Consider the following 18,746-nt stretch of genomic DNA (forward strand, 5'->3'; position numbering starts at 1 on the left):
CAGTGTAACGACACCGGGGCGCCTCGCGGGGCTCACTCGTGGGCGGGTTCACCGGTGATCTTGTGGTCGGCGAGGTTGATCGCCTCCCCGATCAGGCGTGTCATGTGTCCGTCGCGGATGCGGTAGATCACCCGGCGACCGTCCCGGCGGGTCTCGACCAGGCCGGTGAATCGGAGCTTCGCCAGGTGTTGACTCACCGCCGTCCGTGACGCCCCCACCGCCTCGGTGAGGGCGGTGACGTCGAACTCGCCGGTGGTCAGCAGCCAGAGCAGGTGCAGACGCGTGGGGTCGGCGAGCATCCCGAAGGTCGACGACGCAGCGGCCAGCCGGTCCGGGTCGGGCTGGACCGGGTGATGCAGGCTGGGACCTGCGGGATCGGGGGCCGGGGTGCGGTGGGCGTCGGTGCCGTCGCTCATGATCGCCGCGTTCACCGCCTCTACCGGGTCGCCGGTTGCCGTGCGCAGACCGTCGGGTCCATCGTAGGCGAGTCGATCCCGGCGGCCGGGACGTTCGGGGCGGTCACCCGGCGCCAGCAGCGGGCCGCACCCACGGTGGCGGCCGCGCCCAGCAATGCCAGCACACCCACCGCGGCGGCGGTCCCGATCAGTGCGGGTCCCCATCCGGCGATCGCATAGGTCAGCAGGAAGGCCGCATGCGAGGTGGAGAACTGGGCGGTGAAGACGTCGTCGCGGTCGGCGTCGGTGTGGTCGCGGATCGTGCGCGGGATGGTGGTGCCGATCATCGAGGTGGCCACCCCGAGCACCACCCAGGTGCCGAACAGCGCGGTCGGCTGCGGGCCGGTGTACGACCATGCCGTGGTGATCGCCAATCCGGTGGTGGCCAGGGCCGCGCCGGCGACCATCACCCGCATCGGGCCGAACCGTCGCAGCATCATCGGAACCGTGAATGTGGTTGCCAGTGAACCGATCCCGAAGGCGGCCAGGGCCAGGGCGACCGCGGTGTCGTCGGCGCCGAGATCGCCACGGACATAGCCGACGGTGCCGACCAGCACGATCGCGGTGGCCGCGGCGACGGCGACGTCGATCCAAATGAGACCACGAAGCGACCTGCGGGACAGCATGATCCGGATGCCTCGCAGGATCCGGTCGGCGACGGTGCCGGTGTCGTCGGGGAGCGCGGGCGGGTCCGATCGGTCGAGACGACGCAGACCCGAGCCGGCGACGAGGAGTGCCGATGCGGCGAAACCTGCTGCGGTGAAGGCGAACAGCGCGGAATAAGGGAGCACGAGCAGTGCGACGCCCGCCAGGAGCGGGCTGGTCAGCGCCTCGAGGTCGTAGGCGATCCGGGAGGCCGACACCGCGACCGTGTACTGGTCGCGGTCGGGGACGACGCGTGCGATGGCGGCGGAGAAGGTGGGTGTGAAGGTGGCCGAGGCGGTCTGCAGCGCGAAGATCAGCAGGTAGATCTGCCAGGTGCCGGTGACCCACGGCAGACATGCGGCCATGCCCACGCGGACCACGTCGGCGCCGATCAGCACGCCGGTGGCCGGGAGCCGGGTGACCAGCGCGCGCATCAGCGGGGCCATCGCGACGTAGGCGACCATCTTGATCGCCAGGGCGGTGCCCAGGACCTGGGCGGCGTCGGTGCCGGCGAGGTCGTAGGCCAGCAGGCCCAGTGCCACGGTCATCAGTCCGGTACCCGCCAGGGAGATCACCTGGGCCGGGTAGAGGCGGGTGAAGACCGGATTCCGCAGGAGGGGATGCACCAGGGGATCGTATCTCTCATGTGCGCATCTGCGCACATGAGTGTGATGAGGTCGACGACCGTCGAGAACCGGCCCTGTCGGCCACGGGCGTGTCGGCGTAGCCTCGGGGGAGGTTTTCGACTGGGAATCGAAAACACCCCCGGAGGGTTGTCCCGAGGGGAACCGGCGAACGGAGAACGGGATGAGCGGCGTGACTGGTGGCGCGGTGTCGACGAGTGCCGATCTCGTCGTGGTGGGCGCGGGAGTGGCCGGGCTGACCGCGGCGCTGTCGGCGGCGGCACTGGGTCTGCGCGTCGTCGTCGTGCACAAGGGGCCGCGGTGGGACGCCGACCGCGCCGAACAGGCCACCTCCACCTTCTATGCGCAGGGCGGCGTCGCCGTCGTCGCGCCGGACGATCCGCTCGACTCGGTCCGCCGGCATCTCGACGACACCCTCGCCGCGGGCGCCGGGCTGACCGATGCCGCCGCGTCCGGTGAGATCCTCGCCGGGGGATGGGCGGCCGTGGCCGAGCTCATCGGGCGGGGGGCGCGATTCGACCGCGACGCCACCGGCGCCTATGCGCGCACCCGGGAAGGGGGCCACAGCGTGCGCCGCATCCTGCATGCGGGTGGGGATGCGACCGGGGCGCACCTGCAGCGAACCCTGGGTGCGGCCCTGACCGCGGCGCGGGCGACAGGTGAGATCGACTGCCGCGACGACACCTTCGTGACGCGGGTGCTCACCGACGTCGACGGGCGGGTGGCGGGGCTGGCATGCCGGACGATCCTCGCCGGTGGTGGACATGACGGGGGTGTGCGCGACGAGGTGGTCACCGCCCCGACGGTGCTGCTGGCCACCGGGGGCGTCGGCCATCTCTACCCGGCCACGACCAATCCGGCCGGCGCCACCGGCGACGGTATCGGTCTGGCCCTGCGCGCCGGGGCGCGTGTCGCCGACCTGGAGTTCATCCAGTTCCACCCGACCATGCTCTTCACCGGTGGCGAGCGCGGCCGGCGCACCCTGATCACCGAGGCCCTGCGGGGTGAGGGCGGACGTCTCGTGGACGCCGGGGGACGCTCGGTCACCGCGGATGTGCATCCGCTGGGTGATCTGGCGCCGCGCGATGTGGTCGCCAATGCGGTGTGGGCGGCGATGGACCGTACCGGTGAACCCTGCGTATACCTCGACGTCACCGGCGTCGACGACGTCGAACGCCGGTTCCCGACGGTCACCGCCGGGGTGCGGGCGGCCGGTCTCGACATCACCTCGGGGCGTATCCCGGTGGTACCGGGTGCCCACTATCTGTGCGGCGGCGTCGTCACCGACACCGAGACCCGTACATCGGTGCCCGGTCTGCTCGCGGCCGGGGAGGTGGCCCGCACCGGGTTGCACGGTGGGAACCGGCTCGCCTCCAACAGTCTGCTCGAGGGTCTGGTGATGGGCGGGCGTGCCGCGGTGGTGGCCGCCGCACAGGCCGGTGGGCACCATGACCGGCCGGTCGGTCATGGTGCATCGTCGGTGGCACCCGTCCCGGAGCTGTTGCCCGCCCTGGAGCGGACCGCCCTGCAGGACGCGATGGGACGTCACGTCGGACTGCGCCGGGATGCCTCCGGGCTGGCCGAGGTGGCGACCCTGCTGCAGCACGCACCGCGTCGTGAGATGGTCACCGTCGCCGACGCCGAGGACGCCTCGCTGACCCTGGTCGCGAGCGCGGTGGTGGCCGCGGCGTCGGCTCGTGCGGAGTCGCGCGGGTCGCATGTACGGTCCGATTTCCCGCACACCGCCGACCATTCCGGCTCTCGGATCTTCGCCCTCGCCGGGGGCGTGGTCACCGAGATCGGCAGCGACGAGCTCGCGGTGAGCCCGGGGTAGCAACCCGACCGCTTCCTTCGTAGACTGGCCGCGGGCTCCGCCATTGTCGCGATGGTGATCGCCGGCGGTCTGACGGTGACCGATTCACATCCGGTACGAAATGTGCGCGGTGACGGCGCGGTGGGGCGTTGGAACGGAGGGCTCGATGGACGGCGAGGGTTGCTGGTCGACGGTGGTGAGCTCGTCGACGGAACGACGAGCGCTGGGGCTTCCGGAATCCGCGGGCTGGATGTTGCAGTGCCGCCTCGGTGCCGGACACCACGGCAATCACGCCACCGACGGGGGCACGTATCCGGTTCCGGGCCGCCGATTCTGGTTGGAGTGGAACGACTTCGACCCGCGGGCCCAGTCCCTGATCGAACGCAATCCGTGTCCGGTGGGCACCCGTGAGGGTGGTGCCTGTCTGTTCTTCCACGGTCACGGTGGCCCGCACATCTTCGCGCGGTCCAACGGCCACGCGCCGACCGCGATGTCGGGGGCGGCCGCCGGACGCCCGGCCGGACCCGCGCCCTCACGCTCCGGTGCCCCGCTCCCGCATACGGCCGCCCCGATCCACCGGGGTCCCTCGACCGGGGATCTGCCGGTCAGCGGACCCAGTGGCGCACATCGGCTGCCCGATCACCGGCAGCCGGGCCCGCCGCCGGAGACCACTCCGCCGCCGGTGAGCGCACCCGCTGCACCCGCTGCGCCGGTGAGCGCACCCGCCGGGACACCCGCGGATGCCGGATATCGCGGTGGCCGGCGTTCCACCGATTCGGTGCCGCCCGCCGATCAGGTGCCCTATCGCGGGCATCATCACGGCTTCGGCGACGCGACCTCGGTGATGAATCCCCAACCGGACGCCACGCCGACGCCCGCACGCGGACTTCCGGTGCCGGCTCCGCAGGATTCGGGCCCGGACTCCGACGCGGCGCGTCTGACCGCGGTGGGCGATGCGCTCGCCGACGTCGCGGCGGCGCTGAGCCGTCTCGCCGATGTGATGCGGCGCGCCTGACGCCAGGTCCTCCCGTCGGTCTCCCGTGGGTGACGCACACCCCGAACTGAATACCCTAGGGGGGTAGCGTTTCCACGTACTCCGGTGTATACCAGTAGGGGGTACCAGGAACGGAGGCGCCGTGGACCACGCCGAACACGGATACATCGAGCGCAAGGACGACTATCTGAAGCGTCTGCGCCGGATCGAGGGGCAGGCCCGCGGTCTGCAGCGGATGGTCGAGGAAGAGCAGTACTGCATCGACATCCTCACCCAGGTGTCCGCGATGACCAAGGCACTGCAGGCGGTGAGCCTCGGTCTGCTCGAGGAGCACATGAACCACTGCGTGGTGCGAGCCGCGCAGGAGGGGGATGCCGAGGGCCGCGCCAAGGTCGACGAGGCCGTCCAGGCGATCGCCCGGCTCGTCAAGTCCTGACCCGACCCGATCCACCGCCGCCCGGAGGCCGACTCCGGGCCCGATCCCACAGGGAGAACAACATGGCAACCCAGACCTACACCGTCACCGGCATGACCTGCGGCCACTGCGCGTCGTCGGTGCGTGAGGAGATCGAGGAGATCGCCGGCGTGACCGGTGTCGAGGTGACCCTCGAGGGCGGGCTCGTCGAGGTGAGCAGCGATGCACCACTCGAGCGCGCCGACGTCGAGAAGGCCGTCACCGAGGCCGGATACCAGCTGGCATGACCCTGAACGCGATGGCGACCAACACGGCGGTGCGGGTCGCCGCATTCGCGGTGATGCTCGCCGCCGTGTTCGCCATCGCCTTCGCGATCGGCCACACGGTCGGACCGGCCACCGACACCGCCCCGCACCAGGGCACCCACCAGGCCCCGACGACCGTCGGGGACCGACCCGCCACCGACCCGCACGGGGGCCACCCATGACCACCACCAGCACCAATGCCCGCATCGATCTGGACATCGAGGGCATGACCTGCGCATCGTGCGCCGGTCGTATCGAGCGCAAGCTGAACAAGCTCGACGGCGTCAGCGCCACGGTCAACTTCGCCACCGAACGCGCCCAGGTCGACTATCCGGCGGAGCTGACCCCGACCGATCTGATCGACGTGATCCGGTCGGCCGGATACGACGCAGATCCCGTCGACGACCATCCGGTCGCCGACGACTCCGCCGACGGCGCCGGCCACACCGATCCCGAGCTCGACGAACTGCGCCGACGCGTCGTCATCAGTGCGGTGCTGACGGTGCCGGTGATCATCCTGGCGATGGTCCCGGCCTGGCAGTTCACCTACTGGCAGTGGCTGTCGCTGACCCTGGCCGCACCCGTCGTCGTCTGGGGCGCCTACCCGTTCCACCGTGCCGCCTGGATCAACCTCCGCCACGGCGCCACCACCATGGACACGCTGGTGTCGATCGGCACCCTGGCCGCCTTCGGGTGGTCGTTGTATGCGCTGTTCCTGGGGACGGCCGGCGAACCGGGGATGACCCACGGATTCGACCTCGTCCCGCAGCGCGGTGACGGCGCCGCCAACATCTACCTGGAGGCCGCCGCCGGCGTCACCACCTTCCTGCTGCTCGGCCGCTGGTTCGAGAAGCGGGCCCGGCGTCGCGCCGGCGATGCACTGCGCGCGCTGATGGAACTCGGCGCCAAGGACGTCGTGGTGCTGCGCGGCGGCGTCGAGACCCGCATCCCGATCGAACAGCTCGGTGTGGGAGACGAATTCGTCGTCCGGCCCGGCGAGAAGATCGCCACCGACGGCGTCATCGTCGACGGCTCGTCGGCGGTGGACACCTCGATGATCACCGGCGAGTCGGTGCCGGTGGAGGCCACCGAGGGCGACACCGTGGTGGGGGCCACGCTCAACACCAGCGGACGGCTCGTGGTGCGGGCGACCCACGTGGGCGCCGACACCGCCCTCGCGCAGATGGCCAAGATGGTCGCCGACGCCCAGGCGGGCAAGGCCGCGGCCCAACGTCTCGCCGACCGCATCTCGGCCTGGTTCGTCCCCGTGGTGATCGCGATCGCCGTTGCCACACTGGGCTTCTGGCTCGGTGCCGCCGTCGCCGACGGCTCCGGGGTGAGCCTGGCGTTCACCGCGGCGGTGGCCGTACTGATCATCGCCTGCCCCTGTGCACTCGGTCTGGCCACCCCGACCGCGCTGATGGTGGGTACCGGACGTGGTGCGCAACTGGGCATCCTGCTGCGCGGCCCCGAGGTGCTCGAGCAGACCCGGCAGGTCGACACCATCGTGCTGGACAAGACCGGCACCGTGACCACCGGCGTCATGCAGGTGTCGGGGGTCCATGCGGTGGATGCCACCGGCGCCGCCGACGACGCCACCACCAGCCGGGTGCTCGCCGCCGCAGCCGCCGTCGAGGCCGCCTCCGAGCATCCGATCGCCACCGCGATCGTCCAAGCCGCACAAGATCTTCCGGTCGGGTCGGTCAGCGGGTTCCGCAGTACCGAGGGTGTGGGCGTGACCGGCATCGTCGACGGTGCCACCGTTCGGGTGGGCAGTCCGCGCGAGTTCGCCGACAGCCTGCCGGCGGCCCTGCGGACGGCGGTCGACGCCGCCCACGAGCGGGGTGCCACCGCGGTGATCGTCACCATCGACGCCGCCGACGGCTCCGGCGTCCCCTCCGCGCAGGGGGTGATCGTCGTCGGCGACGAACTGAAACCCACGTCGGCAGAGGCGATCTCGGAGCTCAAGCGGATGGGCCTCACCCCGGTGCTGCTCACCGGCGACAACCCGGGCGCCGCCCGGCACGTGGCCGCACAGGTCGGCATCGAGACGGTGATCGCCCAGGTCCGCCCCGACGAGAAGGTCGCCGCCGTCGTCGAGCTCCAGCAGCAGGGTCACACCGTCGCGATGGTGGGGGACGGCATCAACGACGCCGCCGCCCTCGCGCAGGCCGACCTCGGATTGTCGATGGGGACCGGTACCGACGTGGCGATCGCCGCCGCCGACCTGACGATCGTCGACGGCGATCTGCGCAAGGTGATCGACGCGATCCGGTTGTCGCGCCGGACCCTTGCCACGATCAAGGGAAACCTGTTCTGGGCGTTCGGCTACAACGTCGCCGCGCTGCCGCTGGCCGCCGCGGGACTGCTCAATCCGATGATCGCCGGTGCGGCGATGGCCTTCTCGTCGGTCTTCGTCGTGGCGAACAGTCTGCGGCTGAGGCGATTCCGATCCGAGATCGGCGGCTCTCGGGCCTAGCTGCCGGTGCTCTCAGGCCTGGCTGCCGGTGCTCTCGGGCCTAACGGGCGGCGGCGTGCCGGCCCGCCCGGCGCCCGAAGTAGGAGCCCTCACCGAGTTGGGTGCCGCTGGCATAACCCTTGCTGTCCTGGGCGATGTTGGCGGCGCACGCACCGGCGGCGTACACGCCGCCGATCGGTGTGCCGGTGGCGTCGAGCACCTCGCCGTCGACCGATGTGGACATGCCGCCCATGGTGAATCCGGCGTACATCGCCTTGCCGAGGCTCATGTCGAACACCGCCCACGGGCCGTTGTCCTGGGCGGCGAGGAATTCCGGCGCCTTGTGGAAGTCCGGGTCCTCACCGCGGGCGGCGTTCGCGTTGTAGCGATCGAGCGTCGCCTGCAGCCTTCCGGCCGGGATACCCAGGGACTCCTCCATCTCGGCGATCGTCTCGAAGCCGTCGAGCAGCGGCACCAGGGGCATCCGCGGACGCTTGAGGTGGGTCTCGTCGACGATCAGGTAGGCCCTGGACTCGGGCTGTTCGAGCGCGAAGGCCGACGTCCGTGAGTGATAGGAGTCCTCGGCGACGAAGCGTTCGCCGTCCTTGTTCACCGCGATCCCGGTGAGCAGGATCGCCGGCGGATACAGCGGGGCGGTGCAGAACGCCTGGTCCATGTGCTCGAGCACGGCACCCACCGACACCCCCAGCCGCAGGCCGAGGCCGTCGTCGTAGGTGTTGCCGAGCACGTAGGGCTTCTCGGCGAGCCACGGCACATGCTCGGCCACCATCTCGGAGTTCATCACGAAGCCGCCCGCGGCGATCACGGTGCCCTTGGCGCCGATCACCCCCTCGGTGCCGTCGAGGGCACGCCAGGCCACCCCGGCCACCGAGCCGTCGGTGCCGACGACGAGGTTGCGGGCACCGGTCTCGTAGCGCACCTCCACACCCAGCTCGGCGAGCCGCTTGACCAGCAGGTCGACGATCATCGCGGCGCCACCGGTGTCGCCGGGCACCGGGACCTTGTGGCCGCGCGGTGCGGGTACGGCCATCGTGTTGAACGGCCACACCTTCTCGTTGCCGGTGTACATCAGCCCCTGGGTCTCGGGCTGGACGACGTCCTTCTCCGGGTAGTAGCTGCGCTCGAAGGTGAAGCCGAGGGCCTCGAGCCAGTCGAAGTGGTCGACACTGTCGACGCAGTAGGCGTGGATCTTCTCCGGGTCGGGGTGCGCCGACACCGCGGTGATGTACTTCTCCATCTCCTCGGCGGAATCGGCGTGGCCGGTGGCCTGCTGCACCGCGGTACCGCCGCCGAGATAGAAGTGTCCGCCGGCCAGGGCGGTGGTGCCCCCGGCCTGCGCCGCCCGCTCGAGTACGACGACCCGGGCGCCGTGCGAGGCCGCCTCGACCGCGGCGCATCCGCCGGCGATGCCGAGGCCGATGACGACGACGTCGACCTCGTCGCTGAATTCTGTGACGTCGCCGAGGGCGACGGTGTCCGGGATCTCGGTGCCAGCTGCCATGCCGACAGCGTAACCAAGAACTAGAACTTGTTCTAGAACTTGTTGCAGTTTTGTCCCGGGGGTGGCGGGCCGGTGTCGCGCGTCCGATCGACGCCGGGACCGTGCACCTGTCCGCGGTGGCCGGGCAGGCGTATCAAGGGGACATGACATCCGCGACCGGCCGTCGATCACCCACCGGGATCGGCGCGTCGACGGTGGCCGCGCTGGTCGCCGGACTGATCGCGGTGGGTGCGGCGCTGGCCGCCGGTGAACTGGTCGCGGTGATGGTCTCACCCGACGCGACCCCCTTCCTCGCCGTCGGCTCCACCGTCGTCGACCACACCCCGACCGCGGTGCGGGAGTGGGCGATCACCACCTTCGGCACCTCCGACAAGGTCGCCCTGTTCACCGGGATGGCGGTGATCATCGCCCTGATCGCCGCCGGATGCGGGCTGCTCGAACGCCGGTGGCCGCCGGTGGGTTCGGTGGTGATCGCGGTCTTCGGTCTCCTCGGGGTCCTCGCCGCACTCGGCCGTCCCGGATCGACGGCGTCGTTCGCGGTGCCCTCGATCGCCGCTGCGATCGTCGGCGTGGTGGTGCTGCGCGTCCTGATCGGGCTGATCGGGGCTCGCGGGACCACGCCCGCCACCGCCACCGCCACCGACGGCACCGACACCACCGAGACCGCCGACGCCGGGGTGTCGCGGCGTTTCGTCATCACCGCCGCGGCGATCGCGGCGGGTGCGGCCGCCGTCGGTGCGATCGGGCGGGCCCTGATCGCCGATGCGGCCGCGACCGTCGCCGACCGTGCCCGGGTGCTGCTGCCGACCCCGGCGCACCCCGCGCCGCCGGTTCCCGCCGATGCGGATCTGCACGTGCCGGGCGCCACCCGCTTCGTCACCCCCAACGCCGACTTCTATCGCATCGACACCGCATTGCAGGTACCGCGGCTGACCACCGAGGGGTGGAGCCTGCGGGTACACGGGATGGTCGACGAGGAGTTCACCCTCGACTGGGACGACCTGGTCGCGATGCCGATGACCGAACGTCTGGTGACCCTGACCTGCGTGTCCAACGAGGTGGGTGGCGACCTGATCGGCAATGCCCGGTGGCTGGGCGTGCGGATGGCCGACCTGCTCGAGCGTGCCGGCGTGCGGCCCGGCGCCACCATGCTGCTCTCGACCAGCTCCGACGGCTGGACCTGTGGCACCCCGGTCTCGGCGATCACCGACAACCGGGATGCGCTCCTGGCGATCGGGATGAACGGCGAGCCGCTGCCGATCGAACACGGATACCCGGTTCGGCAGGTGGTGCCGGGCCTCTACGGCTATGTCTCGGCCACCAAGTGGGTCGTCGACTGGGAGCTGACCACCTTCTCCAAGGCACGCGCGTACTGGACCGATCGCGGGTGGTCGGCGACCGGCCCGATCAAGATCGCCTCGCGGATCGACCGGCCGTCGTCGAGGGGGGACCTGCCGGCCGGGAACGTGGTGATCGCGGGCACGGCGTGGTGTCAGCACGTCGGGATCGAGGCGGTGCAGGTCCGCGTCGACGACGGTCCGTGGCAGCCGGCGACGCTCGCCGCCGACTACAGCGAGGACACCTGGCGGCTGTGGCGTTTCGACTGGGCTGCGACGCCCGGTGTGCACCGGGTCGCCTGCCGTGCGGTGGGCAAGGACGGGCGGGTGCAGACCTCGCAGATCGCCGACCCGGTGCCCGACGGCGCGACCGGTCTGCACTCCCGTCAGTTCACCGTGACCTGAGCTGACCGGCTCGGCAAAAGATCGTTTTGCTAAACAATTAGCTGTGGAAAGACGATCTGCGGACAGGCGCCGCGACATGCGCCGGATCACGACGGCGGCCGCGGCGGCATGTGCGGCAGTGTCCTTGTGGGCACCGGCGTCCTCGTGGGCACCGGCGGGAGCGGCCACCGACGAGCCCGCGACGCCCGTGGTGCGCGCCCAGCCGGGCTGGCTGCCGAAAGACCTGGGCCGCGACGCGACGGTGATCCTGACCCCCGGGACCGGCGACGAGGTCGCGGTCACCGGTGCCGACATCGTCGGTGGCGGCTCGGCGGTGGGCGGTGCGCAGTACGGCCGCACCGTGGGGATCGGCTTCTACGACCCGTTCCGGCCCGATGTCCGCTTCGTGAACTACCCGCAGGCATTCGGGTTCAACGCATTCGGTCGCACGATCGATCTGCTCGGTGAGGGCACCTATAACGACTCGGTGGACGACGGCACCCGGGAGGCGATCTCGGATGCCCGAAAGGCCTGGGCTGCACAGGGTTCCACCGGCTCGGTCATCCTCAACGGCTACTCGCAGAGCGCCCCGGTGGCGATGAACGCCGCCTACCGGCTCCATCGGCAGTCGCAGGCCGGCGTCCCCGGCGCCATCGGCGACGACCACCTCGTCGTGATCTCCGGTGCCGACACCCGGTTCCCGGAGACCGGGGTGGAGGCGGTGATGCCGAGCGTTATCCCGGGTCTGTTCACCAACGGTCCGCGGGACGAGTCCGCTACCGGAGACATCGACGTCATCCAGTACTGCGTGCGCGGGGATGCGGTGTGCGGCATGGGAAATCCGCTTGTCGACCCGTTCGCCTCGGCGTTCTACCTGATCCCGGGTGCCACCATCCACGGCAAGCTCGGCGACCAGGTCAACACCTATCCGGTGGAGCGGACATGGACGGTCGGCAACACCACCTATGTGGTGCTCGACGCCGGCAACCCCTGGGGGGTCGAGCTGCGGCGCAACGGAGTTCGGCTCCCGAAGGACTTCGACGCCACCCTCGACCGGCTCGTCCCGGTACCCGTGCCCGGGCAGGCCGCACACGATGCGGCCGGGCGACGCATCGCCACCCCGCGCGAGATCCAGCAGGCGTGGATGCACTCGCTCGGGCTGCAGGCACCGGTCACCGATCCCGACGCCGTCGCCCACGAGCGGCAGGCGACCGCCCAGAAGAATCACATCCCGCAGAATCCCACTCAGCAGAATCCCACCCAGCAGAATCCTGCCCCGCAGGCCGCGGTCTCCCCGAATCCGGTCCCGCGGAATCCGGGCGCGATGCCGACCGTGCGTCAGGACGCATCCGGGACCTCGGTGAGCATCGCGGGGATCACGCTCACCGTCGGCGCACGCGGGGTGTCGCTGGGTCTCGCCGACGCCGATCCCGCTCACTGAGTCGCCCCGCCGACCCGGCATCCCCGGCATCCGACACCGCCCCGCCGACCCCCCACTCGGGGGGTCGGCGGTTTTGTCTGTCCCGCACACCGACCCGTACACGGCTCGCGACGACCGCCCATAACGCGAGGTCGGGGCCGATTCGGTGACGTCGAGATGAACACAGGGCGCTGGTGTACCAGCGGGTAAGTCAAGACTAAAGTGACCAAACCAACTGAGTGATCTCCCACGGATGTCCGCATGTTATGTTCGTCGGACGTTTTTCTTGAATGTCGGGCCGGCGGCTGACCGCGTCGTGCCCGGCGCATCCTCGTCGCATGGCCGAAGCGTGACCCGACCGGGCCGCTCGCCGCTGCCGACAAAACCGACTAAGTGAGAGACAACAAGATAATGAGTGTGGGTGTCGTTCGCGAGACGGCCCCGGGGGAGCGCCGTGTTGCGCTCGTCCCGAAGGTGGTCGCCTCGTTGGTGGGCAAGAAGGTGCCCGTGATCGTCGAGGAGGGAGCCGGTCTGGGGGCATTGATCCCGGATCAGGACTTCGTCGATGCGGGCGCGACGATCGGTGATCCCTACAGCGCCGATGTGGTGCTGCGGGTGTCGCCGCCGTCGGATGCCGAGATCGGGCGGTTGCGCAATGGGCAGAAGCTGATCGGTTTCCTGGCGCCGCGGAACTCCGACAACAAGATCGGTGCGCTGAAGGCCGCGGGTGTCGAGGCATATGCCGTGGAGGCCATCCCGCGTATCTCGCGTGCCCAGGTGATGGACGCGTTGAGTTCGCAGGCGAATGTCTCGGGCTACAAGTCGGTGATCGTGGCGGCGGATCTGTCGACACGGTTCTTCCCGATGCTGACCACGGCTGCGGGCACGGTGAAGCCGGCGACGGTGCTGGTGCTCGGTGTGGGCGTTGCGGGTCTGCAGGCCCTGGCCACGGCGAAGCGTCTGGGTGGTCGGACCACCGGGTACGACGTTCGCCCCGAGGTCGCCGAACAGGTGCGGTCGGTGGGTGCGCAGTGGCTGGATCTGGGTATCGACGCCGCCGGTGAGGGCGGCTATGCGCGTGAGCTGACCGATGCCGAACGTGCCCAGCAGCAGCAGGCGCTGGAGGATGCGATCAAGGGCTTCGACGTGGTGATCACCACCGCGTTGGTGCCGGGTCGTCCGGCGCCGCGGCTGGTGACGGCTGCGGCCGTCGAGGGCATGAAGCCGGGCAGCGTGGTGGTCGATCTGGCCGGCGAGACCGGTGGCAACTGTGAGCTGACGGTGCCGGGTGAGACGGTCGTGCGCCACGACGTGACGATCACCTCGCCGTTGAACCTACCGGCGACGATGCCCGAGCATGCGTCCGAGCTGTACTCGAAGAACGTGTTCGCGCTGATCGATCTGATGCTCGACGACAACGGTGCGCTGGTGCCGGACTTCACCGACGAGGTGGTCGCGTCCGCCTGCGTCACCCGCGATTCGGAGGTGTCTGCCTGATGGTCACCGGAATGTATACCGGCCTGTTGGCCAACATCGCGATCCTCGTGCTCGCCGGCTTCGTCGGCTTCGCGGTGATCTCGAAGGTCCCCAACACCCTGCACACCCCGCTGATGTCGGGCACGAATGCCATCCACGGCATCGTGGTGCTCGGTGCGATCGCCGTCATCGGTTCGCTGCCGCCGAATGCGGGCTGGGGCGTGTACCTGATCTCGTTCGTCGCCCTGGTCTTCGGAACGCTCAACGTGGTCGGCGGCTTCCTCGTCACCGACCGCATGCTGGGCATGTTCAAGAGCCGTCCGGAACCGAAGAAGGACGGTGACAAGTGAACATCGACATCTTCAACGTCTTCATCGTCCCCACCCAGACCGCTCCGTCGAGCTGGAGCTATCTGGTGTCGGGGCTCTACATCCTGGCATTCGGTCTGTTCATCTACGGTCTGATGGGTCTGACCGGCCCGAAGACCGCGGTGCGCGGCAACTGGATCGCCGCGATCGGCATGATCATCGCGATCATCGCGACCATGCTGAACGTCCCGATCCGCAACGGTGAGCTGGGTGGCCCGGCCGGGTCGGATGCGTCGACGCCGACCATCAACTGGGTACTCATCGCCGTCGGTCTGATCGTCGGTGTGGCACTGGGTATCCCGCCGGCGCTCAAGACCAAGATGACGGCCATGCCGCAGCTGGTGGCGCTGTTCAACGGTGTCGGTGGTGGCACCGTCGCGCTGATCGCGTGGGCGGAGTTCATCGAGACCGACGGGTTCCATCACTTCCGTGACACCCCGGCCGGTCCGGTGGTGGCCGGTTCGCTGATCGCCGCGATCATCGGTTCGGTGTCGTTCTGGGGTTCGCTGGTCGCCTTCGCGAAGCTGCAGGAACTGCTGAACAAGAACCTGGAGAAGTCGCTGGTCAAGGCGGCCAAGAGTTTCCAGCTCGCCAACATCGTGCTGATGGTGATCTCGCTGGCGATCGCGATCTTCCTCGCGGTCGACGCCGCCAATGGCGGCGGCGCGAGTGTGTGGTGGATCGTCGGTCTGCTGATCGCCTCCGGTGTGATGGGTCTGTTCGTGGTGTTCCCGATCGGCGGCGCGGACATGCCGGTGGTCATCTCGCTGCTCAACGCCCTGACCGGTCTGTCCGCGGCGGCTGCGGGTATCGCGCTGAACAACACCGCGATGATCGTGGCCGGCATGATCGTCGGCGCGTCGGGTTCGATCCTGACCAACCTGATGGCCAAGGCGATGAACCGGTCGATCCCGGCCATCGTGTTCGGCGCCTTCGGTGGCGGCGACGAGGGTGGTGCGGGTGCGGCCGGTGCGGCCGGCGGCACCGTCAAGGCCACCTCGGCCGCCGACGCCGCGATCCAGATGGCCTACGCCAACCAGGTCATCGTGGTGCCCGGCTACGGTCTGGCCGTGGCGCAGGCGCAGCACGCGGTCAAGGAGATGGCCAGTCTGCTCGAGAGCAAGGGCGTGGAGGTCAAGTACGCGATCCATCCGGTCGCCGGCCGGATGCCCGGGCACATGAACGTGCTGCTCGCCGAGGCGGATGTGCCGTATGACGCGATGAAGGAGATGGACGACATCAACGGTGAGTTCAACCGCACCGATGTCGCCATCGTGATCGGCGCCAACGACGTGACCAACCCGGCCGCACGTAACGATCCGAGCAGCCCGATCCACGGCATGCCGATCCTCAACGTCGACCAGGCGCGCTCGGTGATCGTGCTCAAGCGCGGTATGAGCTCGGGTTACGCCGGTATCGAGAACCCGCTGTTCTACCTCGATCAGACGTCGATGCTGTTCGGCGACGCGAAGAAGTCCGTCGACGCGGTGATCGAAGAGCTGAAGGCGCTGTAGGACCGCAGTACGGTAGCGGTACACACCCTCCGACCACCCCGGGGCCACCGGCCTCGGGGCGGTCGGCGTTATCGGACCGTCACCGGATGCGTGCCGGGCTGTTGCCGAAGACCGATACTGTTACGCCAGTGACTGGTGTGACCAGAGTGAAGCGATTCCGTTATGTCGCGGCCGGGGTGATCGTGGCGTCGGCCGTGACCGGTGCCGCGGTGGGCTCGATTCCCGTGGGGGAGCATCCGCGGGTACAGACCGTGGCCGTGGCCACCGATCCGGCGACGCTCTACAACGACGCCCAGCAGAAGTTCGGCACCGGCGACGTGACCGGCGGCCTGGACGCCCTCCGGCAGGCGGTCACGCTCTCGCCGGCCGACGGCCAATCGCTGGCCCTGCAGGCGATCTGGAGCGATCAGGTCGACGATGCGAGCACCGCGTCCGCCGCCCTGCGGCGGCTCGCCGTGGTCAACCCGCTGCTCGCCGGAACCGCGCGAACGGTCACCGAGGCGGTGACGGCCGCCGCGGCCATCGTGCCCGCCACCCAGCCGCAGCAGGTGGCCGGCAACCCGGCCATCGTCATCCTCGGATTCGGGTTGAGTCCGAAGGGTGAGATGGCCCCTGAACTGGTCAAACGACTCGAGGCCGGGCTCGCGCAGGCGCAGGTGCTGCCGTCGGCGCCGATCGTCGTCACCGGCGGCAAACCGCAGAACGGGGTGACCGAGGCCGGTGCGATGCGGGCCTGGCTGATCCGCAAGGGCGTCGACGCCACGCGGATCGTCACCGAGGAGCAGTCGGTCTCCACCGTGTCGAATGCGCAGAACACCGCCCCGATCCTGCGGCCCCGCGGCATCACCGACATCGTCCTCGTCACCTCGCCCAACCACATTCGCAGGGCGGCAGCCGATTTCGGATCGACCGGGCTGAAAGTGGTGAGCACCGTGACCACTCCCACCGATCTGGCGAAGTACACCACCCCGCTGGCCAAGGACAAGCAGACCGGTATCCGGGTGGAGGCCACCCGCACCGCCGGACTTCCCGCCTCCCGCAAACCGCTGTTGTCCACCGACGAACTGCCCGATGTGGGTCCGGGTCTGCTCGGTGAGATCGGCGGCAAGGTGCTCGAACAGTTGCGCAGTGGAGGGTCTTCCGGAGGCTGAATCCTGCTCACCGTAGGATGACCGCCATGAGCTCACCTGGCGCCTACGACGTCGACCTGCGCTCACTGATCGACGTGCTCGGCACCAACCTGTACTCGAATCCGGGTGTCTACGTTCGCGAATTGGTGCAGAACGCCCTCGACGCACACACCGTCGCCGGTACCGCCGACACCGAGATCGCCATCGAGACAGACGGTGTGGAGTTCCGTATCGACGATCACGGCTGCGGGATGTCGCGGTCGGTGATCGCCGACCTGCTCGGCACCATCGGGCGCAGTTCCAAACGCGACGATCTCGGATTCGCCGCCGAGGACACCATCGGACAGTTCGGGGTGGGGCTGCTCAGCGCCTTCCTCGTCGCCGACGCCATCGACGTCGACTCCCGCACGCCCGGCGGGCAGCCGGTGGGATGGTCTGGGTCGGTGGCCGGCCGGTTCACGGTGGCCGACGGCACCCGCGCCGAGCCCGGCACCACTATCCGGCTGCGTGCCCGGCGCGGCAGCGAGAAATGGTTGCATCCCCATCGGGTGCGGCGGCTGGTCACCGACTACATCGGTCTGCGCCGGACCCCGGTCCGGGTGAACGGTGAGACCATCACCCCCGTGGCCGATCCGTTCGGTGCCGATCTCAACGCAGGCGAGCGTGCGGCCCGGCGGATCGCCTTCTGCCAGGACGAATTCGGATTCACCCCGCTCGAGACCTTCGAGTTGTCGGTGCCCCAGGCCGGGTTGCGTGGCGTGGCCTACGTGCGGCCGTCGGCGTCGGATCCCACCCAGCGGGCCGGGCACCGGTGCTACGTCAAGGGGCTGCTCGTCGGCGACCTCGCCGACCTCCTGCCCGACTGGGCCTATTTCGTGCGGGTGGTGATCGACGCACAGGGCTTGGCGCTCACCGCATCCCGGGAGGGGCTGGTGCGCGACGAACTGTTCGCCGAGGTCCGTGACGGCCTTGCCGCCCAGGTGAGTGACTGGCTCGTCCGACTCGGTGATCACACCTCGGCGCGCGAACGGTTCCTCGCCGTCCACGAACTGGGGATCAAGTCGATCGCCCACCGGACACCGGAACTGCTCCGCTTCGTCGACCGGCACTGCCGGTACGAGACCAATGTGGGGCCGATGTCGTTGTCGGCGTTCCGCGCCCGCTTCGGCACGCTGCGATACACCTCGAGTGTCGACGACTTCCGGGTGCTCGCCGACATCCTCACCCATCGTGGTGTGGGACTGATCAATGCCGGTCATGCCTTCGAGACCGCCGTCATCCGGGAACTGCTCCACGCGAACCCCGACGTCAGCTGTGAGCCGGTCACCCAGCAGTACCTGCTGGGCCAGATCGGGGTGGCCGGCACCGACGACGCCGACACGTTCGCGGTACTGCTCGACGCCGCCCGGCGTGCCCTGCTGCGTTTCGACTGCCGCGCCGAGATCGGCGCCTTCGCCCCGGAATCGGTTGCCGCGCTGCTGATCACCGATGATTCGGCACAACTCGACCGCGATCGTGAGCAGCTGCTGGCCAATGTCGAGGGCAAGGCCGACGCATGGTTGTCGGCGTTGGCGGGCCTGGTCACCGACACCGAGCCGGTGGACGGACGGCCGACCCTGGTGCTCAACACGACCAATCCGCTGATCCAGCGGCTCAACGGAATCCACGATGAGCTCGTCCGCGGGGCGGTGCTGCGGACCATCTACGGCCAGGCCGCCATCCGTACCCGCCGACCGGTCAGCGGGGTGGTGGCCGCGGAGGTCGACGAGGCACTCGGAATCCTCGCCGATCTCGCCGCGCGGAGCGTTGATGTGGTGAATTCACCTTCGCCACAGTCGGACTCGTGAAGAATGGAGACCTCGAGAG

Annotated in this window: 16 protein-coding genes; 13 read left to right on the forward strand and 3 right to left on the reverse strand. The window is 69.6% G+C overall.

Going from position 1 to position 18,746, the window contains the following annotated elements; translation table 11 throughout:
• Window positions 1-32 precede the first annotated feature (32 nt).
• Together Q9K23_RS14635 and Q9K23_RS14640 are read right to left on the reverse strand one after the other, a co-directional pair.
• Window positions 33-416, reverse strand: coding sequence for a metalloregulator ArsR/SmtB family transcription factor (locus Q9K23_RS14635; protein WP_053776363.1), 384 nt, complete (start codon window positions 414-416; stop codon window positions 33-35).
• A 20-nt stretch (window positions 417-436) separates the two neighbouring features.
• Window positions 437-1,726, reverse strand: coding sequence for an MFS transporter (locus Q9K23_RS14640; RefSeq protein WP_053776303.1), 1,290 nt, complete (start codon window positions 1,724-1,726; stop codon window positions 437-439).
• Between the two features lie 181 nt (window positions 1,727-1,907).
• On the opposite strand from Q9K23_RS14640, the gene nadB reads away from it, so the two are divergent.
• The 6 genes from nadB to Q9K23_RS14670 all read left to right on the forward strand — a co-directional run bounded on the left by nadB (window position 1,908) and on the right by Q9K23_RS14670 (window position 7,750).
• Window positions 1,908-3,578, forward strand: coding sequence for an L-aspartate oxidase (nadB, locus tag Q9K23_RS14645; protein ID WP_305950171.1), 1,671 nt, complete (start codon window positions 1,908-1,910; stop codon window positions 3,576-3,578).
• 145 nt (window positions 3,579-3,723) lie between these two features.
• Window positions 3,724-4,572: a hypothetical protein gene (locus Q9K23_RS14650; RefSeq protein ID WP_053776304.1), complete on the forward strand. Its 849-nt coding sequence runs from the start codon at window positions 3,724-3,726 to the stop codon at window positions 4,570-4,572.
• A gap of 121 nt (window positions 4,573-4,693) precedes the next feature.
• A complete protein-coding gene (locus tag Q9K23_RS14655; protein ID WP_020793899.1) occupies window positions 4,694-4,987 on the forward strand; it encodes a metal-sensitive transcriptional regulator in 294 nt (97 codons plus the stop codon).
• Between the two features lie 62 nt (window positions 4,988-5,049).
• On the forward strand, window positions 5,050-5,253 hold the full coding sequence (locus Q9K23_RS14660; protein ID WP_020793900.1) for a heavy metal-associated domain-containing protein: 204 nt from the start codon (window positions 5,050-5,052) through the stop codon (window positions 5,251-5,253).
• An 11-nt stretch (window positions 5,254-5,264) separates the two neighbouring features.
• Window positions 5,265-5,453 carry a hypothetical protein gene (locus Q9K23_RS14665; RefSeq protein WP_162128740.1) on the forward strand — a complete coding sequence of 63 codons (189 nt, stop codon included), beginning with the start codon at window positions 5,265-5,267 and terminating at the stop codon, window positions 5,451-5,453.
• The gene (locus Q9K23_RS14670; protein ID WP_053776305.1) at window positions 5,450-7,750 is read left to right on the forward strand and encodes a heavy metal translocating P-type ATPase; all 2,301 of its coding nucleotides are present in this window, start codon (window positions 5,450-5,452) and stop codon (window positions 7,748-7,750) included. Before Q9K23_RS14665 ends, Q9K23_RS14670 begins: the two co-directional genes overlap by 4 nt.
• Before the next feature lie 40 nt (window positions 7,751-7,790).
• On the opposite strand, the gene Q9K23_RS14675 is transcribed toward Q9K23_RS14670, so the two are convergent.
• Window positions 7,791-9,251 carry an FAD-binding protein gene (locus tag Q9K23_RS14675; RefSeq protein WP_053776306.1) on the reverse strand — a complete coding sequence of 487 codons (1,461 nt, stop codon included), beginning with the start codon at window positions 9,249-9,251 and terminating at the stop codon, window positions 7,791-7,793.
• Between the two features lie 143 nt (window positions 9,252-9,394).
• Here Q9K23_RS14675 and Q9K23_RS14680 point away from each other — a divergent pair, with 143 nt between their 5' ends.
• The 7 genes from Q9K23_RS14680 (at window position 9,395) to Q9K23_RS14710 (ending at window position 18,727) form a co-directional block, all read left to right on the forward strand.
• Window positions 9,395-10,993 (forward strand): molybdopterin-dependent oxidoreductase, encoded by a 1,599-nt coding sequence (locus Q9K23_RS14680; protein ID WP_053776364.1) that lies wholly within the window; start codon window positions 9,395-9,397, stop codon window positions 10,991-10,993.
• A gap of 76 nt (window positions 10,994-11,069) precedes the next feature.
• On the forward strand, window positions 11,070-12,413 hold the full coding sequence (locus Q9K23_RS14685) for a PE-PPE domain-containing protein (RefSeq protein WP_305950172.1): 1,344 nt from the start codon (window positions 11,070-11,072) through the stop codon (window positions 12,411-12,413).
• Between the two features lie 390 nt (window positions 12,414-12,803).
• On the forward strand, window positions 12,804-13,889 hold the full coding sequence (locus Q9K23_RS14690; RefSeq protein ID WP_053776307.1) for an NAD(P) transhydrogenase subunit alpha: 1,086 nt from the start codon (window positions 12,804-12,806) through the stop codon (window positions 13,887-13,889).
• Window positions 13,890-13,900: 11 nt separating this feature from the next.
• A complete protein-coding gene (locus tag Q9K23_RS14695) occupies window positions 13,901-14,218 on the forward strand; it encodes an NAD(P) transhydrogenase subunit alpha (RefSeq protein ID WP_053776365.1) in 318 nt (105 codons plus the stop codon).
• Between the two features lie 2 nt (window positions 14,219-14,220).
• Complete coding sequence (locus tag Q9K23_RS14700; RefSeq protein ID WP_053776366.1) at window positions 14,221-15,750, forward strand: NAD(P)(+) transhydrogenase (Re/Si-specific) subunit beta; 1,530 nt, start codon at window positions 14,221-14,223, stop codon at window positions 15,748-15,750.
• A 137-nt stretch (window positions 15,751-15,887) separates the two neighbouring features.
• A complete protein-coding gene (locus Q9K23_RS14705) occupies window positions 15,888-16,901 on the forward strand; it encodes a YdcF family protein (RefSeq protein ID WP_053776308.1) in 1,014 nt (337 codons plus the stop codon).
• A gap of 26 nt (window positions 16,902-16,927) precedes the next feature.
• On the forward strand, window positions 16,928-18,727 hold the full coding sequence (locus tag Q9K23_RS14710; RefSeq protein WP_053776367.1) for an HSP90 family protein: 1,800 nt from the start codon (window positions 16,928-16,930) through the stop codon (window positions 18,725-18,727).
• The last annotated feature ends 19 nt before the right edge of the window (window positions 18,728-18,746 follow it).

The sequence above is a fragment of the Gordonia sp. NB41Y genome, assembly GCF_030718915.1.
Classification (GTDB): domain Bacteria; phylum Actinomycetota; class Actinomycetes; order Mycobacteriales; family Mycobacteriaceae; genus Gordonia; species Gordonia desulfuricans.